21 protein-coding genes are annotated in these 23,390 nt (G+C 72.0%); 12 read left to right on the top strand and 9 right to left on the bottom strand.

The annotated features are described in order from the left end of the window. Positions 1–141: 141 nt before the first annotated feature. Genes FLW16_RS32130 through FLW16_RS32120 form a run of 3 tightly spaced genes read right to left on the bottom strand, consistent with a single transcriptional unit; the run spans position 142 to position 2,362 of the window. Complete coding sequence (locus tag FLW16_RS32130; RefSeq protein WP_142563875.1) at positions 142–537, bottom strand: VOC family protein; 396 nt, start codon at positions 535–537, stop codon at positions 142–144. Between the two features lies 1 nt (position 538). Further along, entirely contained in the window at positions 539–1,762 is a 1,224-nt protein-coding gene (locus FLW16_RS32125; RefSeq protein ID WP_142563874.1) for a ribonuclease D, read from the bottom strand. 3 nt (positions 1,763–1,765) lie between these two features. Further along, positions 1,766–2,362: a DUF3000 domain-containing protein gene (locus FLW16_RS32120; RefSeq protein ID WP_142563873.1), complete on the bottom strand. Its 597-nt coding sequence runs from the start codon at positions 2,360–2,362 to the stop codon at positions 1,766–1,768. A 498-nt stretch (positions 2,363–2,860) separates the two neighbouring features. Here FLW16_RS32120 and hemE point away from each other — a divergent pair, with 498 nt between their 5' ends. Further along, positions 2,861–3,898 carry a uroporphyrinogen decarboxylase gene (hemE, locus tag FLW16_RS32115; RefSeq protein ID WP_142563872.1) on the top strand — a complete coding sequence of 346 codons (1,038 nt, stop codon included), beginning with the start codon at positions 2,861–2,863 and terminating at the stop codon, positions 3,896–3,898. A gap of 1 nt (position 3,899) precedes the next feature. On the opposite strand, the gene FLW16_RS32110 is transcribed toward hemE, so the two are convergent. From FLW16_RS32110 to FLW16_RS32100, 3 genes are all read right to left on the bottom strand, one after another. Further along, positions 3,900–5,003, bottom strand: coding sequence for a DUF4349 domain-containing protein (locus FLW16_RS32110; protein ID WP_142563871.1), 1,104 nt, complete (start codon positions 5,001–5,003; stop codon positions 3,900–3,902). A 167-nt stretch (positions 5,004–5,170) separates the two neighbouring features. Beyond that, positions 5,171–8,488 carry a PQQ-dependent sugar dehydrogenase gene (locus FLW16_RS32105; RefSeq protein ID WP_221891389.1) on the bottom strand — a complete coding sequence of 1,106 codons (3,318 nt, stop codon included), beginning with the start codon at positions 8,486–8,488 and terminating at the stop codon, positions 5,171–5,173. Positions 8,489–8,612: 124 nt separating this feature from the next. Continuing rightward, complete coding sequence (locus FLW16_RS32100) at positions 8,613–9,755, bottom strand: sugar phosphate isomerase/epimerase (RefSeq protein ID WP_142563870.1); 1,143 nt, start codon at positions 9,753–9,755, stop codon at positions 8,613–8,615. Positions 9,756–10,176: 421 nt separating this feature from the next. Between FLW16_RS32100 and FLW16_RS32095 the strand changes: the two genes are divergently transcribed. The 7 genes from FLW16_RS32095 to FLW16_RS32070 are packed head-to-tail and all read left to right on the top strand — an operon-like array spanning position 10,177 to position 16,754. Then, entirely contained in the window at positions 10,177–11,319 is a 1,143-nt protein-coding gene (locus FLW16_RS32095; RefSeq protein ID WP_142563869.1) for an inositol-3-phosphate synthase, read from the top strand. Beyond that, entirely contained in the window at positions 11,316–12,161 is an 846-nt protein-coding gene (locus FLW16_RS32090) for an SCO3242 family prenyltransferase (RefSeq protein ID WP_142563868.1), read from the top strand. Before FLW16_RS32095 ends, FLW16_RS32090 begins: the two co-directional genes overlap by 4 nt. Next, positions 12,158–12,997 (top strand): sugar phosphate isomerase/epimerase, encoded by an 840-nt coding sequence (locus tag FLW16_RS44025; RefSeq protein WP_185949685.1) that lies wholly within the window; start codon positions 12,158–12,160, stop codon positions 12,995–12,997. Before FLW16_RS32090 ends, FLW16_RS44025 begins: the two co-directional genes overlap by 4 nt. Continuing rightward, positions 12,963–13,466, top strand: coding sequence for an EboA domain-containing protein (locus tag FLW16_RS44020; protein ID WP_185949684.1), 504 nt, complete (start codon positions 12,963–12,965; stop codon positions 13,464–13,466). Before FLW16_RS44025 ends, FLW16_RS44020 begins: the two co-directional genes overlap by 35 nt. A gap of 5 nt (positions 13,467–13,471) precedes the next feature. Next, on the top strand, positions 13,472–14,314 hold the full coding sequence (locus tag FLW16_RS32080; protein WP_142563867.1) for a TatD family hydrolase: 843 nt from the start codon (positions 13,472–13,474) through the stop codon (positions 14,312–14,314). Positions 14,315–14,316: 2 nt separating this feature from the next. Then, entirely contained in the window at positions 14,317–15,429 is a 1,113-nt protein-coding gene (gene eboE, locus FLW16_RS32075) for a metabolite traffic protein EboE (protein ID WP_142563866.1), read from the top strand. Next, on the top strand, positions 15,429–16,754 hold the full coding sequence (locus FLW16_RS32070; protein WP_142563865.1) for an alkaline phosphatase family protein: 1,326 nt from the start codon (positions 15,429–15,431) through the stop codon (positions 16,752–16,754). The genes eboE and FLW16_RS32070 overlap by 1 nt, the downstream gene beginning before the upstream one ends. A gap of 65 nt (positions 16,755–16,819) precedes the next feature. On the opposite strand, the gene FLW16_RS32065 is transcribed toward FLW16_RS32070, so the two are convergent. Continuing rightward, positions 16,820–17,998, bottom strand: a complete 1,179-nt coding sequence (locus tag FLW16_RS32065) for an ROK family transcriptional regulator (RefSeq protein WP_142563864.1) — start codon at positions 17,996–17,998, stop codon at positions 16,820–16,822. A 275-nt stretch (positions 17,999–18,273) separates the two neighbouring features. On the opposite strand from FLW16_RS32065, the gene hemG reads away from it, so the two are divergent. Beyond that, positions 18,274–19,704, top strand: a complete 1,431-nt coding sequence (gene hemG, locus FLW16_RS32060; RefSeq protein ID WP_142563863.1) for a protoporphyrinogen oxidase — start codon at positions 18,274–18,276, stop codon at positions 19,702–19,704. Positions 19,705–19,789: 85 nt separating this feature from the next. Continuing rightward, positions 19,790–20,491, top strand: a complete 702-nt coding sequence (gene hemQ, locus FLW16_RS32055; RefSeq protein ID WP_142563862.1) for a hydrogen peroxide-dependent heme synthase — start codon at positions 19,790–19,792, stop codon at positions 20,489–20,491. Between the two features lie 69 nt (positions 20,492–20,560). Here hemQ and FLW16_RS32050 read toward each other — a convergent pair whose 3' ends face one another. Further along, complete coding sequence (locus FLW16_RS32050) at positions 20,561–20,791, bottom strand: hypothetical protein (protein ID WP_142563861.1); 231 nt, start codon at positions 20,789–20,791, stop codon at positions 20,561–20,563. 224 nt (positions 20,792–21,015) lie between these two features. On the opposite strand from FLW16_RS32050, the gene FLW16_RS32045 reads away from it, so the two are divergent. Continuing rightward, a complete protein-coding gene (locus tag FLW16_RS32045; protein WP_142563860.1) occupies positions 21,016–21,528 on the top strand; it encodes a hypothetical protein in 513 nt (170 codons plus the stop codon). A gap of 3 nt (positions 21,529–21,531) precedes the next feature. On the opposite strand, the gene msrB is transcribed toward FLW16_RS32045, so the two are convergent. Then, entirely contained in the window at positions 21,532–21,933 is a 402-nt protein-coding gene (msrB, locus tag FLW16_RS32040) for a peptide-methionine (R)-S-oxide reductase MsrB (protein ID WP_142563859.1), read from the bottom strand. Positions 21,934–22,343: 410 nt separating this feature from the next. On the opposite strand from msrB, the gene ligD reads away from it, so the two are divergent. Further along, positions 22,344–23,336: a non-homologous end-joining DNA ligase gene (gene ligD, locus FLW16_RS32035; protein ID WP_142563858.1), complete on the top strand. Its 993-nt coding sequence runs from the start codon at positions 22,344–22,346 to the stop codon at positions 23,334–23,336. The last annotated feature ends 54 nt before the right edge of the window (positions 23,337–23,390 follow it).

The raw sequence follows: 23,390 nt of genomic DNA, 5'->3' as shown, positions 1-23,390 counted from the left end.
CACGAGCGGCCCCTGTGGCCGCGGGGCCGGGACGCCCCTGCCGGGGAGAGGAAGCTCCTGGACGTACGTCGGCCGCTGCCGGTCGCGTACCTCCGGGAGCTTCTGCCTGCTCCATTCGTCCCGTCACCGGAGCCGCGCCGGTCAGGTCTCCGGGGAGAGGAATTCCAGGCGGTTGCCGACGTTGTCGTGGGCGTAGAAGCGGCGGTGGCCGGGGAAGTGCGGATCCCAGTCGACCTCGACGCCGGCGGCCGCCAGGCGCGCGGCGAGGTCGTCGAGGCCGGTCACCAGGATGCCCGGGTGCGCCTTGCGGGCGGGGCGGAAGTCCTCCTCCACACCGAGATGGATCTCCAGGGCGGCGGCCCGCACCCACAGCCCCCCGCGCGCGGCGAGCACGGGAGGCTTGCCGATCTCGGTCATCCCGAGCACGCCCACGTAGAAGGCGCGGCACTCGTCCTCCGCCCCGGGCGGAATGGCGAGCTGGACGTGGTGCAGGCGATAGCCGAAGGCGGACTCCACGTCCGGGCCGTAGCCCCGCATGTCACACCTCTCCTTTGATCTCCAGCCGTTCGAGCGCCTTGGCCAGCGGGTGGACGGTAAGGCCGATCTGCCACTCCCGCGCGCCCAGTGAGCGCAGCCGCGCCGCCACGGTCTCCTCGCTGATCGGCGCGGGCGGCTCCCAGGTCAGCCTGCGTACGGCGTCGGGCTGGAGCAGGTTCTCCGTCGGCATGCGGTGCTCGTCGGCGAGCGCGGCGACGACGGCCCGTGCCGCCACGAGCCGCTTGGCGGCGGCGGGGTCGCGGTCGGCCCACCGGTTGGCCGGGGGAGGGCCGTCCCCGGGCCCCACGGGCTGCGGGAGGGCCGCCTCCGGCATCGTGCGGGCCCGGTTCACCGCCGCGAGCCAGTCGTTGAGGTGGCGGCGGGCGCTGCGGCCGACGAACGGCGTGATCTCGGTGAGGGCCTTGGTCGTGCGCGGCTGGTCGAGGGCGGCCTGCACGATCGCCGAGTCGGGCAGCACGCGGCCCGGCGCGAGGTCGGACTCCCGCGCGATCTCGTCGCGCAGCGTCCACAGCTCCCGCACCACGCCGAGCCCGCGCAGCGTGCGCACCCGGTGGATGCCCGAGGTGCGCCGCCACGGGTCGGTACGCGGGGGATGGGCGGGAGCGGCCAGGATCGACGCGAACTCCTCCAGCGCCCACTCCAGCTTGCCGGTGGCGGCCAGCTCGTCGTGCAGGACGTCGCGGAGCTCGACCAGGACCTCCACGTCGAGCGCCGCGTAGCGCAGCCAGTCCTCCGGCAGCGGGCGGGCCGACCAGTCGGCCGCGGAGTGCCCCTTCTCCAGCCGCAGGCCGAGGACGAGCTCGACCATGGTCCCCAGGCCGACCCGCTCGTAGCCGAGCAGCCGCCCGGCCAGCTCGGTGTCGAACAGCCGCCGCGGGCGGAAGCCCAGCTCGGCCAGGCACGGCAGGTCCTGGTTCGCGGCGTGCAGGACGATCTCGGCGTCGCGTACGGCCTCGTCCAGCGCGGACAGGTCGGGACACTTGACCGGGTCGATCAACGCGGTGCCCGCGCCGGCCCGGCGCAGCTGCACCAGGTAGGCACGGCCGCTGTAGCGGTATCCGGAGGCACGCTCGGCGTCGACGGCCACCGGCCCCGTCCCACGGGCGAAGGCGTCCACGGCGGCCGCGAGCGCGGCGGAGTCCTCGATGACGGGCGGGATTCCCTCGCGCGGCTCCAACAGAGGCTGGACTACGGGTTCTGTCACGGGCTAAGGAACTTTCGGATCATCTCGGCGGGCGGGGCGCGGATGCAGCGTGGCGACGTCGGGCGGCAGCGGGGGGATGCCGGCGGCCAGGCACATGAGGTCGCACCAGGCGGCCGCGTGCGGCGACAGGTCCTCGTCGAGCGGCGACCACGAGGCCCGCAGCTCGATCTCGGTGGTGACGGGATCGTCCGCCTTGCCGCCGAATCCCTCCGACACGGCACGGGTGACCGTGCCGCCCACCGCGGCGTACCTCGCGCCGTGGGCGTCGAGCGCCTCGGTCAGCCAGCTCCAGGCCACCGGCCCCAGCAGCGGGTCTGTGGTCATCTCCGGCTCCATGTCGGCGCGTACGTAGGCGACGAGGCGGAAGGGCCCCTCCCAGCCGCGCTGACCCTCGGGGTCGAACAGCATGATCAGGCGGCCGACGGCGAGTTCGTCGTCGTCACGGTACACGGAGGCCCCGACCGCACCGGAATACGGCGCGAGCCGCTGGGGTGCGGGGATGTCCTCCAGCTCGATCTCCGGCCGTACCTCGGCGGGGCGCAGCGTCTCCAGCGCGCGCCGGAAGGCGGCGGGAGGCGCGGGCGGTTCACCGAGGGTCATGACGGAAGAGTAGGTCGGATTCGGGAGAGCGCGAAGCAGGGGGGTGGCTGTGGGGGGCATCGGAAGTCGTCAAACCGTCGCCGCCAGTCGAACTGTCACCCGGTCGGCCGTCCGTGCCGGGGCGCGTCCGCGCGTGCGGGCGGGGCGCGCGGCGTCGCTGCCGGCACAGTGCTCAGTGCGGCGTTCGGGGGAACTCCACATCGAAGTCATCGCTCCGGGGCCTCTCGTCGGATCCACGGTCGTGGCGGTCGCTCGGGACTGATCCGACGTTGGCACGTCCCGGCGACATTTCCCCGCATCGCACTCGGCGTGTCTCGAAAGTGGTATTGGAATCGATGCCGGATGGCCGATTGGCGAACACATTGCCGAGCTGTGAGATGACTCACAGGAGGGGATGGGGTTCACCTTACGCGATCAACGGCCGTCCTCGCGTCGTTCTGGAGTCCCAGGTCATGGGTCCGGGCATCGGGCGGCACCGGGACATGGCAGGCTGGTGCCGTGAAACCCCAGCTCGCCGATTCCGTTTTCATTCGCGCGTGCCGGCGCGAGCCCGTTCCGTACACGCCGGTGTGGTACATGCGCCAGGCCGGGCGGTCCCTGCCCGAATACCGCAGGGTGCGCGCCGGCGTCGAGATGCTCACCGCCTGCGCCACGCCCGACCTCGTGGTCGAGATCACCATGCAGCCGGTCCGCAGGTACGGCACGGACGCGGCGATCTTCTTCAGCGACATCGTGGTCCCGCTCAAGGCCGTCGGCGTCGATCTCGACATCAAGCCGGGCGTCGGCCCGGTCGTCGGGACCCCCATCCGCGACAAGGCGGGCATGGAGGTCCTGCGGCCCCTGGAGCCGGACGACGTCCCCTACGTGACGGAGGCGGTCGGCGCGCTCACCGGCGAGCTGGGCGGCACCCCGCTGATCGGCTTCGCCGGAGGGCCGTTCACGCTCGCGTCGTACCTGATCGAGGGCGGCCCCTCCAAGAACCACGACCGCACCAAGGCCATGATGTACGGCGAGCCCGAGCTGTGGCACGAGCTGATGGAGCGGCTCGGCGCGATCACGCTCGCCTTCCTGCGCGTGCAGGTGGCGGCGGGGGCCTCGGCCGTCCAGCTCTTCGACTCGTGGGTGGGCGCGGTCGCGCCGCAGGACTACCGCACCTACGTGCTGCCGCACACCGGCAGGATCTTCGCCGGCCTGGCGGACCTCGGCGTGCCGCGCATCCACTTCGGCGTCGGCACCGGCGAGCTGCTCGGCATCATGGGCGAGGCCGGCGCCGACGTGGTGGGCGTCGACTGGCGGGTGCCGCTGGACGAGGCCGCGCTGCGCGTGGGCGCGGGCAAGGCCCTGCAGGGCAACCTCGACCCCGCGATCCTGCTCGCGCCCTGGGACGTCGTCGAGAGGCGGGCCAGGGACGTGCTCGAACGCGGCCGGGTGGCCGAGGGGCACGTGTTCAACCTCGGCCACGGCGTGCTTCCCTCGACCGACCCCGACCAGCTCGCCCGGCTCACCGACTTCGTCCACGAGTCGTCGGCCCGCTGAGCTACCCCGGCGTGCGCTCGGACTCCCGGCCCTGATCCTGGTTCTCGTCCCGGTCCTCGCGGGGAGCCGGCTCCGGTGAGCCGAGGTGCGGCTGCCCGGCGGGGCCGCCCGTGGGCGCGGGGCCCGCGGGGAAGCCGGGCCCGTGCCCGGGAGGGACGGAGCCAGGAGGGACGGCGCCGGGGGGCACGGGACCGGCCGGCGGGGCGGTACGGCGGCGCATGCGGCGCATGACGACCCGGACGGCCAGCCACACCACCGCGGCCACGACGATCCAGGGCAGCAGCGCGCCCAGCACGGTCAGCGCCATCACGGTCGACGAAGTCAGGGTGTCCCACCCGGCGCGCAGCCCGGCGAGGAAGCCGGTGGCGTCCTCCTTCTTCTCGGGGCGGGCCGAGGGCTCCGGCGGGGGCACGAGGGTGAGCGTCACGGTGGCCATGCCGGTCTGCGCCTCCAGGGCCTTCTGCCTGGCCTGCAGCGACTCCAGATCGGCCTCGCGGCTGGAGATCTCCCGCTCGATCTCCAGGATTTCGCCGATCTTGTTCGCCTTCGACAGCAGCGTGCGGAACTGCCCGAGCGCGGCCTCGGCCGACTTCACCCGGCTGGCGACGTCGGCGACCTCCTCGGTGACGTCCTGCGCGTTCTGCCGCACCGACGTGCGTTTCCCGAGGTCACGTCCGAGCTGGGCCAGCACGTCGGCGTAGCGCGCCGGGGGCACCTTGAACGCGATCATCGACTGGACGCCGCGCGAGACGGACTCGCTGCGCTCCTCGGCGACGTAGCCGCCCGCGCCCGTCACGATCGCCTTCGCGCGGTCGGCCGCCGCCGTGACGTCCTTGGCCTCGACGGTGAGCTCGGCCTGGTAGACGATCGCGCGGTCGGCCGGGTCGAGCCTGGTCTTCTCCTGCCCGCCGCTCGCGCCGGCCGTGGCCGGCGCCCGTTCCGCGCTCTGATCCGTGACCCCGGCCGTGGCGGCCGCCCCGGCAGGCGCCACGGTGCCGGCGACGCTGCCGGCCGCGTCGCTGCTGGATGTGCCCGAGCCGCCGCACCCCGTCAACAGAAAGGCGACGGCCGCCAGGGCCGCCGCGCCGTACCGGATTCGCCTCATGTTCTTTACATCGGTTCACCGATAGGGACAGTTCGGCGCCGGCGATCACGATGGCATCACGATGCCACCATGGTCGCCGGCGCCTCTGTTTCGGGGGGTGAGAGGGCTGTGGGGGGTGTGGGCCCCGTGGATCCGGCCGGGCCGGGCCGGACCCACGGGACGTCTGGCTAGCCGCGCAGCCGCTCGATGAGCGCCTTCGCGTCGCGGATGAGCGCGTCGCCCGCGGCCTTGTCGGTCACCCGCTTGGCGTCGCCGGCGAAGCCGACGAACCGCTCCAGGGCCTTGATCGCGTTGTCCTTCTTGTCCATGCCGGCCTGGTTGGCCGCCTGGTCGAGCTGCGCGATCAGGACATCGCCGTCCTCGGTCACCGTGCCGGCGCTCCGGAAGGCGGTGAGGAGGGCCTTCACGTCCTCGAAGGAGGTCGTGACGGTGAAGGTCACGGACTTCTTCGTGGTCTGCCCGGCCTTGTCCTTGGCGGTCACGACCAGCTCGTTCGCGCCGAGCGGCAGCTTCCACAGGGGGAGCGCCTCGCCCGACTTGACCTGCAGGTCGCCGATGGCCGCCGTCACGCTCGCCACGCCGGACGCGGCGTCCGTGGCGGAGAAGACGGGCGTGATGGAGGTGGAGTCGCCGTGGTCGCCGGACTCGACGCCGCTCACGGTCAACGCCGGCGCGGTCTTGTCGATCTTCACCGTGACGGTGCCGATCTGGGAGACGTTGCCGCCGCTGTCGGTCGCGCGGTAGCGGACCTCCGTGGCGCCCTCGGTGCTCAGCGTCACCGGGTTGTTGGCGTTCGACCAGGTGGCGCCGCCGTTGACCGAGTACTGCCGGCTCGACACCGTGCCGTTGTCGGTCGCGGTGACCGTCAGCGTGACGTTGCCGGTGTACCAGCCGTTCTCACCGTTCGGCTGGGCCGGGTTGAGGGTGGCCGTCACGGTCGGCGGGGTCTTGTCGGCGACGCCGTCGCCCACGAAGGTGAACGCGTCCACGTCCACGCCGCCGGTCGAGGTGACGTACAGCTTGCCGCTGCCCGTGGGGGCGTTCTTCAGGTCGGTGGTCACCGTCTGCCAGCCGGAGCCGGCCGGGATCGCGACGGTCGCGAACGGGGCCGCGGTCGGCGAGTTCCAGCGCAGCGACAGGGTGCCCGCGCCGGTGGCCACGGTCTTCACCGACGTGATGCCGCTGAGGTTCACCGGGTCGTAGCCGATGTAGTCGCCGGCGTCGAACGAGGTGACCTTGTTGAGGCCGGACGCCGTCTCGTCCTGGGTCTTGGTGACGCCCTTGCTGTCGTCCCCGTGCTCGGCCTGCATGAGCTTCGGGTTGAGGATCAGCGTGGCGTCGCTGCTCGCGCCGGGGATGCCGTTGGCGCCGTTGTCGCGGTAGCTGACCACGACGACGCCGAAGATGTTCTCGGTCACGCCGTGCTCGGGCGCGTCGGCCGGGGTCGCCCAGGTGACGGTGCAGCCGGTGCCCGTCGTGATCGGGTGCGCGTGCGTGTCGTGGCCGAGGCCGAAGGTCCACGCGACCCTGCTGCAGGTCGGGTTGTCGCCGTCCTCCTGGTCGGTCACTTTGACCTTGAACGGAACCGCGTTGCCCCAGTCGATGAAGCCGCCGTCGCCGGGGGTCTCGATGCTGACCGTGGGTGCGGTGTTGCCGACGGTGATCTCGATCGTGGCGAGGCCGAACCTGCCGCCCGCGTCGGTGACGCGGAGCCTGGCGGTGTACTGCCCGAGCTTGTCGTAGGTGTGGCTCGCCGTCACGCCCTTGGCGTCGAAGGAGCCGTTGCCGTCGAAGTCCCACTCGTAGGTGAGGTCGCCCGCCTCGGCGTCGGTGGACTTGGCGCCGCTGAACTGGACGGTGAGCGGCGCGTTGCTGCCCGACGTCCTGTCGGCGGTGATCTTCGCCTGCGGGGCCTTGTTGCCGGGCGAGTAGTCGATGCGGTAGAGGCCCGAGTCGGGGTTGGCGCGGAAGAAGCCGTCGCCGTACTCGAGCACGTACAGCGCCCCGTCGGGGCCGAACTCGAGGTCCATCGGGTTGTCCGTGATGGGCATCGCCATCTTGGTCAGCTCGGCGTTCGGCAGGAACTGCTCGATCTTCGACACCGGGCCGTCGGCGCCGGACACGGTGAACGCCGCCAGGTAGTCCTGGGAGAACTCGCCGAAGAAGAACTTGTTGTCCCAGTATGCGGGGAACTTCGTCGTCGAGGGGTTGTCCGCGTCGTAGTGGTAGACCGGGCCGCCCATCGGGGCCTGGCCGTTCTGCACCGGGTCGAACTCGGTCAGCCCGGACCACTCGGCCGGCTGGTCGCTCGCGCGGTCGCCGTAGTACAGGTCGGCGGGCGTCGCGGGCGGCAGCTTCGACAGGCCGGTGTTCCACACGGAGTCGTTGGTCGGGCCGCCCGCGCAGTCGAAGAACTCACGCGGCTTGGAGTTCGCGTAGTCCCAGTGGTTGTAGTTGAAGTTGTCGCCGGTGCAGTACGGCCAGCCGCCGTTCATCGGCTTGTTCAGCGGGGTGACGTTCCACTCGACGTACCCCATCGGGCCGCGCTGGGGGTCCGGGGCGCCGGCGTCCGGTCCGTAGTCGCCCCACGACAGCGTGCCGGTCTTCCCGTCGACGTCCATGCGGAACGGGTTCCGCACGCCCATCACGAAGATCTCGGGCCTGGTCTTGGCGGTGCCCTTGGGGAACAGGTTGCCGTCGGGGACGGTGTAGGAGCCGTCGTCCTGCACCTTGATCCGCAGGATCTTGCCGCGCAGGTCGTTGGTGTTGCCCGCGCCGCGGCGGTCGTCGAAGCCCGGGTTCATGCCGGGGGCGTCGTTGTTGGGGGCGAAGCCGTTGGCACCGGGCGTGCTGGCCGGGGTGTTGTCGCCGGTGGCCAGGTAGAGGTTGCCCTCGTCGTCCCAGTCGAAGTCGCCCGCGACGTGGCAGCACTGCCCGCGGTTGGTCTCGATCTTGATGATGACCTGCTCGGTGGACAGGTCGAGCTTGTCGCCGTCCCACTTGAACCGGGAGAGCTGGTTGTAGCCCTTCCACTGGTTCCAGTAGGACACGTCCGCGCCCGCCGGCAGGGAGTTGGGCGCCGATCCGGCCGGGGTCTCCGCCGGGTACGACGACCCGGTCAGCTTCCTGGGCGCGTAGTAGACGTAGACCCACTTGTTGTGCTCGAAGTCGGGGTCGAGCCCGATCGTCTGCAGGCCGTCTTCGGAGTTGTTGTAGACGTCGATCGTGTTGACGACCTTGGTGACGCCGGTGGCGGGGTCGGTCATCCGGATGTCGCCGTTGCGGGCGGTGTGCAGCACCCGGCTGTCCGGCAGGATCGCCATGTCGATCGGCTCGCCGACGTCCTTGGTGAGGGTGACCTTCTCGTAGTTCTCCCAGTGCAGCGCGTCGTCGTGCGCCTGGGCCGGTGCGGCGGTGAGCGCCGCGGTGAAGGGGAGCGTCAACGCGGCGGCGAGACCGCCGACCAGTATGCGAGTACGCTTCAAATCTGCTGCGCCTCTTCTTTCAGGGGGTGGCATGGAAAGGCGGGCCGCCGCGTGCCGGTGGAACGGGTCGAACGCGTGGCGGTCCGCCATACTCGGGTGACCAGCCGAACTGCTCAGGCGGGCCTCAGCCGCGGAGCTTGGCGATGTTGTTGTAGCTCAGCTCCGCGTACTGCAGGGACTGGCCCGGGTTCGACGCGTTGCCGGGGGCGTTGTCCTGCTCGTACATCGGGTTGTGGTAGCCCTTGGCGCCCATCTCGGAGAAGAAGCTCTTGTAGTCGATGTCGCCGGTGCCGAACGGAACCATGTCGTACCCGTTGGAGGTAGCGGTGTTGATCTTGCCGTCCTTGGCGTGGAACAGCGGGAACCGCATCGTCTGGGCCTGCACGACGCCGAGCGGGTTGAAGACCTGCGTCTGGGTGGAGCCGTCGGGCGCGGTGTAGGTCTTGTACTTGTACTGGGCCACGTGCGCCCAGAAGATGTCCATCTCCAGCCAGACGTTGGCCGGGTCGGTCTGCGAGAGGAAGTACTCGAGGCGGCGGATGCCGGAGGAGCGGGTGGGCCGGCCCTGGGCGTCGAGCGGGCCGCTGTCGAGCAGGAAGCTGTAGGCCACGTCGTGGTTGTGGGTGTACAGCTTGAGGCCGGCCGCGGTCGCGAGCTCGCCGAGCGTGTTCCACTTCTCGGCGGCCACGTCCCAGTCGGCCTTGTAGGCGCTGCCGGTCGGGTCGCTGCCGGTGCCCACGTGGCTCATGCCGAGGATGTTGGCGATCTCCAGGTGGAGCTTGAAGCGGTCGAGGTCGGCCTGGTTCAGCGGCCAGGAGCCGGGGATGAAGCCGTGGTTGCCCTCGGCCTCCAGGCCGTTGTCGTCCAACCAGGTGCGCAGCAGGCGGGCACCCTCGACGCTCTCCAGGCTGGCTCCGCCCTCGGCGTTGCGGTGCTGGGCGTAGCCGGCGAACTCCACCTGCTTGTAGCCGATGCGGCTGAGCTCCTGGAGCACCGGGCGGAAGCCGGAAGCGAGGTTGCTGGACAGCGGGTCGCGGGTGATGGCGTCGCGGACCGTGTACAGGATGATGCCGCGCTTGCCGGGCGGCACGAGCACGCCGTTGCCGCCTGCGGTCGCCGCCTGCGCGGCCGACTTCAGCGGACCGGCCGCGGCCACGGCGGCGACCGCCGCCATGCCGGTCGTGGCCGCGAGGAACTGGCGGCGGTTCAGCCCCAGCCTGCGTCCGAGGTTGCCGGCCGTCTCCATCTCTTCTTCGTACGCGCTCATCGTCTTGCTAACTCCATCTGCGTGAAGAACCTTGATCCCCCGATGACGCGGCCGCGCCGCTGGTGACTCCGCTCTTCGCCTCACTCCGACCCCTTGTGACTGTGCGGAGCACTTGGCGAGCAAGCTACGCGACTTTTGCCTAACGGGGAAGAAGTTTTTTCATGATCATTTGAACTTTGTACCTTGAGAGGACAAAGTCCGAGGATGCGTGAAGGCGGAGAGGGAGGGCCGCGGGCCATGACTGCCGCATCCTCGGGTCGGCCGAAGCGGGTGGTCGAGGGCCGGGTGCACTGTTACCGAGCGGGTGGGTGAACTTTCTGTAGCCCGCAGGAAACTTTTTCTTGTCAGTGACGAAAGATGCCTCTTACTATCCGAATGTTCCGGGGTCATCCTTCATACCCGAGTTGACGGGAGAGTTACAGTGCCCATCGGTGTCTGGCTGGTCGGCGCCCGGGGGTCCGTCGCGACCACAGCGGTGGTCGGGGCGGCAGCGGTTCGCGCGGGAGCGGCCCCGCCCACCGGCTGCGTCATCGAGGCCGCGGGCTTCCCCGGGGACTTCGCTCCCCTGGGCGACCTGGTGTTCGGCGGTCACGACGTGGTCGCCACCCCGCTGCGCAAGAGAGCCGAGCTGCTCGCCCAGGCGGGCGTGCTCCCTCCCGTCCTGGCGACTCTGCTCGCCGCGGACCTCGACGCCGCGGAGGCCGAGATCCGGCACGGCTACGTTCCCGGCGAGGAGAGCCAGGCGGAGGCCGCGCGGCGGCTGGCCGGCGACATCGCGGACTTCCGGGAGCGGCACGGCCTGTCCCGCGTCGTCGTGGTGGACGTGTCGTCGACCGAGCCCCCCGCCGAGGTGCCGTACGCCACGCTCGCCGAGCTGGAGGAGGCGCTCGCGTCCGGCCGTGACGTGCTGCCCGCCAGCTCCCTGTACGCCTACGCGGCCTTCACGGCCGGCTGCGGCTACGTGGCGTTCACCCCCTCCGCCGGTCCGACGCCGCCCGCACTGGACGAGCTGGCGCGGCGGAGCGGCCTGCCGTACGCGGGACGCGACGGCAAGACCGGGGAGACGCTGGTCAAGAGCGCGCTCGCGCCGATGTTCGCCGGCCGCGCCCTGCGGGTCCGCTCGTGGTCGGGCCTCAACCTGCTCGGCGGCGGCGACGGCGCCACGCTGGCCGACCCGGCGGCCCGGGAGAGCAAGTCGGCGAGCAAGGCGCGGGCCGTCCCCGCGATCGTGGGCGAGGACGTCGAGGGCCTGACGCACATCGACTACGTGGCCGACCTCGGCGAGTGGAAGACCGCCTGGGACCACATCACATTCGAAGGATTCCTCGGCGTCCGGATGACCATGCAGTTCACCTGGCAGGGCTGCGACTCGGCGCTCGCCGCCCCGCTCGTCCTCGACCTCGTCCGGCTCGTCGCGCGGGCCCACGAGATCGGGCACGGCGGCGTGCTCCCCGAGCTCGGTTACTTCTTCAAGGACCCGCTGGGCGGTGTGGGGCACGACCTGCCCACCCAGTACGCCCGGCTGGTGGCGTTCGCGCAGGCCCTGTCGGAGGGGCGGCCGTGAGGGCCTGGCTGGAGCTGGTCCGCGCGCCCGCCGCGCTGTCGGTTCCCGGGGACACGCTCGCCGGCGCGGCGGCGGCCGGGCGATCGGCCCGGCCCGGCCTCGCCGCCGCGTCGGTGCTGCTCTACTGGGCCGGAATGGCGCTCAACGACTGGTCCGACCGGAAGATCGACGCGAAGGAGCGGCCGGAACGGCCCATCCCCTCCGGCCGGATCAGCCCGGAAGGGGCGCTCGGCCTCGCCGCCGCACTGACCGGCGCCGGGGTGGCCACCGCCGCGGTCTTCGGCGGACGGCGCGGGCTCGCGCTCGCGGGCCTGCTCGCCGGCGCCGCCTGGGCCTACGACCTGCGCCTCAAGCACACGGCGGCGGGCCCGGCCGCGATGGCGGCCTGCCGCGTGCTCGACGTCCTGCTCGGGGCGGGCCCGCACACGCGGGCGGCCGCCCCCATGGCGCTGGCCGTCGGCGCCCACACCTACGGGATCACCCTGCTCGGCCGCGCCGAGGTGGACGGCGCCACCCCCGCGACCGTCACCCAGGCGCTGGCCGCGACCGGCGCGTCCGCGGCGCTGGCCGCCGTCGCCTGCCGCGGCGGCGAAACCACCGGGCGGCTGGGCGCCGCCGCGATGATCGCCGGCTACCTCGCCACCGCCGGAAGGGCCCAGGCGGCGCTGCGCGCCGACCCCGACCCCGAGCAGGTGCGGCAGGCGGTGCGGATGAGCATCCTCGGCCTGATCCCGCTCCAGGCGGCCGCGGTGGCCGGGCGGGGCAGGCTCGCCCAGGCGGCGGCGCTGCTCGCCGCGCTGCCGGCCGGCCGGTGGCTGTCGGCGAAGGTGGCCACATCGTGATCTGGGCCTACTGCACCAACGGCTTCCGCGACCATCCGCTCGACCAGACGCTGGAGGTGCTCGCCGACCTCGGCTACACCGGCGCGGCGGTCACCCTCGACCACGGGCACCTCATGCCCGGCGCCTCCCCGGCGGAGGTCGGGCGGATCGCGGCGCTGGCGCGGCGGCTCGGCCTGGCCCTCGCCGTGGAGACGGGCGGCAGGTACACGCTCGACCCTCGGCGCAAGCACTTCCCGACGCTGCTGCACGACGAGGCCGAGGCGCGGGTGGACTTCATCCGCGAGGCGATGCGGATCGCGGCCGACCTCGGCGCCCCCGTGGTGCACCTGTGGAGCGGCATCCGGCCGCCCGAGGTGCCCGAGGGCGAGGCGTGGGACCGGCTCGTACGGCAGTGCGAGCGCCTGCTCTCCGAAGCGGACGAGGTGGGCGTCACGCTCGGGTTCGAGCCCGAGCCGGGCATGCTCGTGGCGGACCTCGCCGGATACGAACGGCTGCGCGACCTGCTCGGCGGGCACCCGAGGTTCGGCCTCACCCTCGACATCGGGCACTGCCGCTGCCTGGAGCCGTACGACGTGCCCGAGTGCGTCGAGCGGGCGCTGCCGCACCTGGTGCACGTGCAGATCGAGGACATGCGGCGGGGCGTCCACGAGCATCTCGAGTTCGGCGAGGGCGAGATCGACTTCCCGCCCGTGCTCGCCGCCCTCGACGGCTTCGGCGGGCTGGTCGCCGTCGAACTGGCCAGGCACAGCCACGCGGCGCCCGACGTGGCCGGAAGGTCGATCGAATTCCTGAGGAGGGCACATGACCTGGCTGGCGCAGGCCGTAGCCGACGTTGAGCGCGACCCCGAGACCGTCTACGCGCTGTTCCCGCGGGCCGCGCGGGAGGGGGGCCCCGGCGCCCGCGCCGAGCTGCTGACGGCGCTCGCGAAGGCGCTGCCGGACCCGGCGGCGGCCGTCATGAAGCTCTACTGGCAGGGCGACGCGGGGGAGCGGCTGGAGATCCTGGAGTCGCTTCCGCAGCTCGACCTCGGTCCGGCCGCTCTCCCGCTCGTCCACGACGCCCTGCGGACCAACGACACCCGGCTGGTCGCCGCCGCGCTCGGCCCGTACGGCTCGGCCTGGCTGGACGACCACGCCTTCCGGCAGGGCGTGCTCAAGTGCGTCTTCATGTCCGTCCCGCTCGCGTCGGTCGAGGGCCTCGGCCGGCGGTTCGACGAGGAGCTGCGGCGCATGCTCGCCGACTTCGCCGCCGAGCGCCGCGCTGCCGGGCGCCCCGTTCCCCCCGACGTTCTCGAGAGGCTCTGATTCCGATGAGGATCTTCGACCCCCACGTCCACATGACGTCCCGTACGACGGACGACTACGAGCGCATGTACGCCGCCGGGGTCCGTGCCGTCGTGGAGCCCGCCTTCTGGCTCGGTCAGCCGCGCACGAACGTCGGCAGCTTCCTCGACTACTTCGACGCGCTGCTGGGGTGGGAGCCCTACCGCGCCGCGCAGTACGGCATCCGCCACCACTGCACGCTCGCGCTCAATCCGAAGGAGGCCAACGACCCGCGCTGCGCGGGCGTGCTCGACGAGCTGCCCCGCTACCTGCTGAAGGACTCGGTGGTCGCGGTCGGCGAGGTGGGCTACGACTCGATGACGCCGGAGGAGGACCGCGTCTTCGAGGCCCAGCTCGCGCTCGCCGAGGAGCACGGCCTGCCGGTACTCGTGCACACGCCGCACCGCGACAAGGCGGCAGGCACCCGGCGCACGCTCGACGTGGTCAAGGGCATGGACCCCGGCACGGTGCTGGTCGACCACCTCAACGAGCTGACCGTCGGCATGGTCCACGAGGCCGGCTGCTGGATGGGCTTCTCGATCTACCCGGACACCAAGATGGACCCCCAGCGGATGGTGGCGATCCTCAAGGAGTACGGTACCGAGCGGATGATCGTGAACTCCGCCGCCGACTGGGGGCGCAGCGACGTGCTCAAGACCCGCGAGGTCGGCGAGGCCATGCTGGCCGCCGGGTTCACCGACGACGACGTGGACCGGGTGCTGTGGCGCAACCCCGTCGCGTTCTACGGCCAGAGCGGGCGCCTGTCGCTGGACGACGTCGAGTCGGGCGGCGACTACGAGGGCAACACGATCCTGCGCGGGACGCGCTGACCATGCGCCTGCTCCATCCCTCCGGTGCCGTCGTCCATCTGGCCTACTGCACCAACGTCCACCCCGCCGAGGACCTCGCCGGGATCCACGAGCAGCTGTCCGGCGTCGCCGCCCGGGTGCGGGCGCTGACCGGCGCGCCGGTGCTCGGCCTCGGGCTGTGGCTGTCGTCCGGCGCGGCGCGGGCGCTGCGGGCCGACCCCGGCGAGCTGACGCGGCTGCGCGCCCGGCTCGACGAGCTGGGGCTGGAGGTCGTCACCCTCAACGGCTTCCCCTACCAGGGCTTCCACGACCAGGTCGTGAAACTCCGGGTGTACCGGCCCGACTGGGCGGAGCCGCAGCGGCTCGCCTACACCCTCGACCTGGCCGAGATCCTCACCGCGCTGCTGCCGGACGACGTGAGCGAGGGCTCGATCTCGACGCTGCCCCTCGCCTGGCGCGCCGGCTGGACGCCGGACAAGGCCGCGGCCGTCGCCGCCAACCTGGACGCGCTCACCCGGGGCCTGCGGGCGCTGGCGGAGCGCACCGGCAAGACGATCCGCGTCGGGTTCGAGCCCGAGCCGGGCTGCATCGTGGAGACCACCCCCCAGGCGGTCGAGCTGCTGGCCGGCACGGACCCCGCGCACCTCGGCGTCTGCCTGGACGCCTGCCATCTCGCCGTCGGCTTCGAGGAGGCCGCCGACGCGGCAGGTCTGGGGCTGCCGATCGTCAAGCTCCAGGTCTCGTCCGCGGTCGAGGCGCCGCCGGGCGGCCAGCGGGCCCTGGCGGCGTACGAGGAGGAGCGGTATCTCCACCAGACGCGCTGCGCGGCCGGGTACGCCGACGACCTGCCTGAGGCGCTGGCAGGCGGGCTCCCGGCGGACCTGCCGTGGCGCACGCACTTCCACATGCCGCTGCACGCCGCGCCCCCGCCCCCGCTCACCACGACCGCTCCATACCTGGAGGACCTGCTGGAACGCCTCATGGCCTCCCCGGACGCGCCCCTTACCCGGCACCTGGAGGTCGAGACCTACACGTGGAGCGTGCTGCCCGGCCCGGTGGACGTCGCCGAGGGCATCGCGGCCGAGCTCGACTGGACCCGGCGGCGGCTCGCCGCCCTCGGACTTAAGGAGATCTGATGGCGCCCGTCGTCGTCGTGAACGTCGTCGGCCTGACCCCGCGCCTGCTGGCGCACATGCCGAACGTGGCCAAGGTCGGCGCCGCCGCGTCGCTGCGGCCTGTGCTGCCCGCCGTGACCTGTTCCGTCCAGGCCACGCTGCTGACCGGATCGATGCCGCGTGACCACGGCATCGTCGGCAACGGCTGGTACTTCCGCGACCTGGGTGAGATCTTCCTGTGGCGGCAGCACAACCGGCTGATCCAGGGCGAGCAGCTGTGGGACGCGGTGCCCGGGATCCGCACCGCCAACGTCTGCTGGTGGTACGCCATGGGCGGCTCCAGCGACTTCATCGTCACCCCGCGCCCGATCTACTACGCCGACGGGCGCAAGGAGCCCGACTGCTACACCAGGCCGCCGTCGCTGCACGACGACCTGGTCGCCGAGCTGGGCGAGTTCCCGCTGTTCACCTACTGGGGGCCGACGGCGAGCATCACCTCGTCCAAGTGGATCATCGCGGCCGCCCGCAGGATCCTCGCGAAGGAGCGGCCCGACCTGCTCATGGTCTACATCCCGCACCTCGACTACGACCTGCAGCGCTTCGGGCCCGACGCGCCCCAGGCCGTCGCGGCGGCCCGGGAGGTCGACGCCGCGCTCGCACCGCTGCTGCGGGAGGACGCCACCGTCGTCGTGCTGTCCGAGTACGGCATCACCAACGCGTCCCGCCCCGTCGACGTCAACCGCGCACTGCGCCGGGCCGGGCTGCTGGAGGTCTACACCCAGGACGGCATGGAGTATCTCGACCCCTGGGCCTCGCGGGCCTTCGCGGTCGCCGACCACCAGGTCGCCCACGTCTACGTGAACGACACCGCCGACCTGCCCCGCGTACGGGACATCGTGGCCGAGCTGCCGGGCGTGGACGAGGTGCTGGGCCAGGAGGGCAAGGCGAAGTACGGCCTCGACCACGAGCGGGCCGGCGACCTCGTCGCCGTGGCGGAGCCGGACGCGTGGTTCACCTACTACTACTGGCTGTCCGACGACCGGGCGCCCGACTTCGCGAAGCTCGTGGAGATCCACCGCAAGCCCGGATACGACCCGGCGGAGCTGTTCATGGACCCGGACGACCCGCTCGTGAAGCTGCGCGCGGGCACGGCGCTGGCCCGCAAGAAGCTGGGCATGCGCTACAAGATGTCGGTGGTGCCGCTCGACCCGGAGCCGGTGCGCGGCAGCCACGGCCGCCTGCCCGACGCGGCGGCGGACGGGCCGGTGCTGCTCGGCCCCTTCGACAAGGACGCCTACGCCGCGACCGAGGTCAAGGGCCTGCTCACGCAGCTACTGAAGGGCTGAGCCTGTGAAGACGGCCGCCGTCCCCCCGGGGGGCGGCGGCCGTTCCGCGTCCGAAGGCCGCGCGCTCACTCGACGGAGAAGACGTGGTCGCTGATCAGCCGGGTCGCGCCGATGATCCCGGCCGTGTCGCCGAGCTCGGACAAGACGATGGGCAGGTTGCCGGTCGCCAGCGGCAGCGAGCGCTGGTAGACGACGCTGCGGATCTCCGCGAGCAGCGCGTGGCCCAGGCCGGCCACCCCGCCCCCGATGATGACCAGGCCGGGGTTGAAGAAGCTCACGAGCGACGCCAGCACCATGCCCACGTGCCGGCCGCCCTCGCGGATCATCCGTACGGCGGCGGCGTCACCGGAGGCGGCCGCCGCGGCGACGTCCTCCGCCGTCAGCGTCTCCTCGTGCGCGAGCCGTTCCGCGAGGAAGGGGGAGTCGCCCGACTCCGCGGCGGCCTGGGCGTCGCGGGCCAGCGCCGCGCCGCCGAAGTACGCCTCGAGGCAGCCCGTGTTGCCGCACGTGCACAGCGGGCCGTCGTCGGAGACCCGGATGTGGCCGATGTCGCCGGCGCTGCCGGTCACCCCGCGGTAGATCTCGCCGTCGACGACGATGCCGCAGCCGACGCCGGTGCCGATCTTCACGAGCAGGAAGTCGCCGACGGCCCTGGCGAGGCCCGCGTGCAGCTCGCCGAGTGCCATGATGTTCACGTCGTTGTCCACGAGCACCGGGCAGCCGAACTCGCGGCTCAGCGTCTCCCGCACGGGGAAGCGGTCCCAGCCCGGCATGATCGGGGGCGAGACCGGGGTCCTGTCGAGGAAGCTCACCGGGCCGGGGACGCCGATACCGACGCCGTGGATCTCGGTCGTCTCGCCGGTCCGCAGCTTGCCGACGAGCTCGAGGGCCTGCTCCAGCACGGCCTCGGGTCCGTCCCGCACGTCCGCGGGCTTCGACAGATGGCCGAGCACCTCCAGCTCGCCGTTGGTCACCCCGACGTCGATGGACGTGGCGCCGATGTCGATGCCGACGAAACGCAGGTGTGAGGCGATCCGTACGATTCCCGACCGCCGGCCGCCCCGCGAGGCCGCGAGCCCGCCGGATTCGAGGAGGTTCAGCTTGGTGAGCCGGTCGAGTTCGAGTGCGAGCTTCGACGGTGACAGACGGGCCACCTCGCCGAGTTCGGCGCGTGAACGCGCGCCGTCCTGACGCAGGAGGCGCAGGATCCGCGCCTGGTGCGGGTTCTCGGGGCGAGCCGTCATTCGCTTCACGCCGCTCTTCGGGTCGGGGAATCGGGTGCGTGCCAGAAGTGACTGTACTTCTGCTCTGACTACAACAACTTTATTACAGCGAACCCTTACTTTTTACCCTGTAGGTGAAAAGTTTCTGAGAATCTTGCGTTCCTGACAGCTTTGTCAGACTACGTTCCGGTGCGTGACTATCCGTGCTCTCTCGGTGGCCGCGAAGTTCCCGCTTCGCGGCGGACACGCCCCGCGCCGGTGCGGGACCCGGGCGTACGGGCCGGTAGCTTTTCCCCATGGACGGGATTGCGGGACGTCATGTGGTCGTCGTCGGCGGGGGCATCGCGGGTCTGGCCGCGGCGCTGCACCTGAACCGGGCCGACGCCGGCCTGCGGGTCACGGTGCTGGAGGCGGCGCCGAAAGTCGGCGGCAAGCTGCACGCCTCGCAGGTGGCCGGGGTGGAGGTCGACGCGGGCGCCGAGTCGATGCTGGCGCGGCGGCCCGAGGGCAAGGAGCTGGCCCGGCTGGCCGGCCTCGGCGACGATCTGGTGGACCCCGGCACGACCCGGGCCTCCGTCCTGTCGCGCGGATCGCTGCGCCCGCTGCCCAGGCAGCAGGTGATGGGCGTTCCCTCGGACGTGGTCGCCCTCGCGCGCTCGGGCGTCCTGTCGCCGGCCGGGCTCGCCCGGGTGCCCCTCGACCAGTTCCTGCCGCCCACGCTCGTGACCGGAGACGTCTCCGTGGCGGCCTACATCCGGGCCCGGATGGGGAGCGAGGTCGTCGACCGGCTGGTCGAGCCGCTGCTCGGCGGCGTGTACGCGGGCCGGGCCGACATGCTGTCGCTGGACGCCACCATGCCGCGGATCGCCGCCGTCGCCCGCACCGAGCGGTCGCTGCTGCAGGCGGCCAGGAGCATCACCGCGGAGGCCCCCGCGGACGCCGGGCCGGTCTTCACCACGCTCAGGACCGGCCTGGGCGCGCTGCCCGAAGCGGTGGCGAAGGAATCCGGCGCGCAGATCCGCACCGGGGTCACCGTGCGCGACCTGATCCGCACGCCGGACGGCTGGCGGCTGGTCACCGGTCCCACCAGGGACGAGGAGACGATCGACGCCGACGCCGTCGTCCTGGCGGTCCCCGCGCGGCCCGCCTCCCGCCTGCTCGGACGGGAGGTGCCGAAGGCGGCGGCGGAACTGGCCGCGATCGAGTACGCCAGCATGGCGATCGTCACCCTCGCCTACCCCAGGTCGGCCTTCCCCGAGCCCCCCGAGGGCAGTGGCTACCTGGTGCCGCCGGTCGAGGGCAGGCCGGTCAAGGCCGCGACGTTCAGCAGCGTCAAATGGCCCCATCTGGCCGAGGCCGACCGCAACGTCATGATCGTACGGTGCTCGGTCGGCCGCCTGGGCGAGGAACTCGTGCTCCAGCGCGACGACGCCGAGCTGACGGCCCTGGCGATGAACGAGATGGCCGAGATCATGGGCGTGCGGGGCCTGCCGCTGGACACCCGGGTGACCCGCTGGGGCGGCGCTCTTCCGCAGTACGACGTGGGCCACCTCGACCGGATCGCCCGCGTGCGCGCCGCGATCGCCGGGCAGCCCGGCCTCGCCGTCTGCGGCGCCGCGTACGAGGGAGTCGGCATCCCGGCCTGCGTCGCGACCGCCCGCACCGCCGCCAAGCTCGTCCTGGAGCACCTGCGTAACGCCCACGGCGCACGGGCCTCCGAAGCCTGACCGGCGGCGTGGGTCCGGCCGCCGGTGCGCCTGATCGGCGGCACCCGGCGGCCGGACCACCGCCCCCTACCGGCAGAATGGAGGCATGACGGAGCCTGCCCCGCGGCCCAAGGCACGCGATCTCAACCTGGTCATCCGCTACACGATGTGGTCGGTCTTCCGGCTGCGCGACCAGCTTCCCGCCGCCCGCGAGGGCGTGGCCGACGAGGTCGAGGAACTGCTCGCGCAGGCGGCGGGCAAGGACGTGACGACCCGCGGCTGCTACGACGTGGCCGGGTTCCGCGCCGACGCCGACTTCATGTTCTGGTGGCACGCCCCCTCGCCGGAGGACCTGCAGGAGACCTACACCCGCTTCCGCCGCACCGCCCTCGGGCGCGCGAGCGAGCCGGTCTGGTCGGCCATGGCCCTGCACCGCCCGGCCGAGTTCAACAAGTCCCACATCCCGGCCTTCCTCGCCGAGGAGGAGCCCAGGGGCTTCGTCTGCGTCTACCCGTTCATACGGTCCCTGGATTGGTACCTGCTGGAGGATTCCGAGCGGCGCAGGATGCTCGCCGAGCACGGCAAGATGGCCCGCGACTACCCCGACGTGCGGTCGAACACGGTCGCCTGCTTCGCGCTCAACGACTACGAGTGGATGCTGGCCTTCGAAGCCGACGAGCTGCACCGCATCGTCGACCTGATGCGCCACCTGCGCGGGGCCGAGGCGCGGCGGCACACCAGGATCGAGATCCCCTTCTACACCGGCACCCGCAAGCCGGTCAGCGAGCTCGTCGCCGCGCTGCCCTAGCGATCGACCACTCCAGGACGGCCCAGGTCAGGGCCTCGACCAGCGGGCCGGCCGGGCCGAGCGCCATCGTCAGCGGCAGCGTCGCAGGCGCCAGGCCCGCCCGGGCAGGCGGCCGTCCGGCACGAGCAGCAGCAGGACGCCGCCCACGGTCAGCAGCGCGGGGGCCCAGGTCCACGTGCCCAGAGCGGGGTGAAACCGAGCGCCACCACGGCCTCCACCGGGTCGGCGCCGCCCAGCCCCGCCGGTCGCGACCAGGACGCAGGCCGGCCCGAACACGGGCCAGGACATGACGGCCGGCACGCATCATCCCTGTGAACGACGGAGGAAAGGACCCGTTCAGAAGGGACATTCTGGCGGATCTTGCGCGAAGCGTCGGAAACGGTCTTGGCGGCTCGAAGTCTTTGCCATACTGTGACGAAGGATCGACGTCTATGTGAGGCAGAGTGGCAAGCGGGCTGGCACGTTCCAGGGGGCGCCGCCGCAAGAGGCGGGCCCGTTCGCACGTCGTCGAGGTGTCCTTGGGGGTGGCCGCCTTCGCCGTCGGAGCCGTCGCGATCGCCTGGCCGCTGTCGCGTTCCGACGCGGCGCCCGGGCACGTGGTCGCCGCGCCCACGCCGCAGGCCTCCCCGGCCGGCGAGCTGACCGTCGCCAGCGTCGACACCGGCAAGAAGGCGACCACTAAGCGGAATAAGAAGGCGGCCGAGGAGAAGGCGTCGGGACCGTCGAAGTACACCGACACCAAGGCGGAGGCCTACTTCCGCAGCAGGTGGAAGGACAAGACCGCCAAGCGGGTCAAGGACATCCGCACCGAGGGCGGCTACCTGCGCATCTACACGAACCTCCCGGAGAACGCCGACAACTCCAAGACCGCGATCACCCTGTGCAAGCGCGGCTTGGAGTACCTGGCCGAGCGGGGGGAGGCGAACCCCGTGGTGTTCGTCCAGTCCAGGTTCGGCGAGAACGGCAACCCCGTCCTCGCCAACGTCCTCGGCCCTGACGACGACGACTGCCGGGTCACCTACCCCAAGCCGAAGTAGGCCTCACTCGGCCGGCTGCAGGGTCAGGCAGACGGAGTTGATGCAGTACCGGTCGTCGGTCGGCGTGGGGTAGCCCTCGCCGTGGAACACGTGCCCGAGGTGCGAGTCGCAGCGGGCGCAGCGGACCTCCACCCGGCGCATGCCGAGCGAGTCGTCCTCGTGCAGGGTCACGGTGTCCGACTCGGACGGCTCGTAGAACGACGGCCAGCCGCAGTGCGACTCGAACTTGGCCTCCGACCGGAACAGCTCCGCACCGCAGGCGCGGCAGGAGTAGACGCCGACGGTCTTGGTGTCGACGTACTCGCCGCTGAACGGGCGCTCGGTCCCCGCCTGCCGGAGGACCCGGTACTCCTCGGGGGAAAGCTGCGCGCGCCACTCGGCGTCGCTCTTGATGACCTTCTCCATGCTCACCACCCTGCCTTCTGCGGCCCCTCACGGGGATTACGAACCTAGGAACTCCAGGGACGCCCGGGATCTTCCCCGCACGTGTTCGCGGGTCGAGGCATCCTTTCCCGGGTCTTCCGGCGTCTTCACTGACGAGGGGGTTGACCGCCGTCACCCGCGCGGGGGCGGTCACCCGCACCGCCGTCAGGGCGGCGAAGCACCCGACCCGTGCTGGACGCCGCCGGACGGTGAGAGGAGGCCGCCCGCGGGCGGCCGCCGTGGTCCGTCCCGTCGCGTGCGGCGCCGTCCGAACGCGAGCGCGCCGTACGCGACCACGAGCCTGCGCCGGGAGGGCGCGGCCGTGGGAGCGCCCGGTCCGGCCGCCGTCGGCAGCCCGGGACGGACCCCCTCGTCCGGGTAGGGTCACCTCCATGGCTTCGCCGTACATCGAGATAGAGGTGGGTGACCGCACGGTCAAGGTCACCAATCCGGACAAGGTCTACTTCCCGGAGATCGGCGCCACCAAGCGCGACCTGGTGGAGTACTACGTGAGCGTGGGGGACGGCGTGCTGCGCGCTCTGCGGGAGCGGCCGACCTACCTCAAGCGGCACCCCGACGGCGTCGGCACCGACGCGATCTACCAGAAGCGGATGCCCCGGCATCCCGACTGGATCGAGACCGTCACCGTGCGCTTCCCCAGCGGGCGTACGGCCGACGCGTTCTGCCCGACCGAGGTGGCGGCCATCGCCTGGTGCGCCAACCTCGGCACGATCGACTTCCACCCGTGGCACGCCCGCCGCGCCGACCTCGACCACCCCGACGAACTGCGCATCGACATCGACCCGCAGCCCGGCACCTCGTTCGAGCAGGCCCGTACGGTGGCCTTCACGGTCAAGGAGATCCTCGGCGAGCTGGGCATGACGGGCTTCCCCAAGACCTCGGGCAGCCGCGGCATCCACGTGAACGTGCGCATCGAGCCCCGCTGGACCTTCACCGAGGTGCGGTACGCCGCGATCGCTCTCGCCCGCGAGGTCGAGCGGCGCTCGGACCTCGCGACGAGCGCCTGGTGGAAGGAGGAGCGGGGGGAGAAGGTCTTCATCGACTACAACCAGAACGCCCGCGACCGCACGGTGGTGGCCGCCTACTCGGTCCGCGCCCGCCCAGACGCCCGGGTCTCCGCCCCCGTGACCTGGGAGGAGCTGGCCGGCTGCGACCCGCGCGACTTCGACATCAGGACGATGCCGGAGCGGTTCGCCAAGCTGGGCGACGTGCAGCGGGCGATCGACGACCGGGCTCACGACATCGGCACGCTGCTGGAGTGGTACGACGCCGACGACCGGGGCGACATGCCGTACCCGCCGAACTACCCGAAGATGCCCGGCGAGCCGAGGCGCGTGCAGCCCAGCAAGGCGAGGCCGTCTTAGCGCCGGCACGAATCCGGGGCGGATTCGTGCCACCGGCAACACCGGTCCGCCGGC

Origin of the sequence: Microbispora sp. KK1-11 (assembly GCF_006874435.1) — a bacterium.
Classification (GTDB): domain Bacteria; phylum Actinomycetota; class Actinomycetes; order Streptosporangiales; family Streptosporangiaceae; genus Microbispora; species Microbispora catharanthi.
The sequence above is the reverse complement of the archived record's forward strand: the minus strand, read 5'-3'. Positions and strand labels throughout refer to the sequence as shown.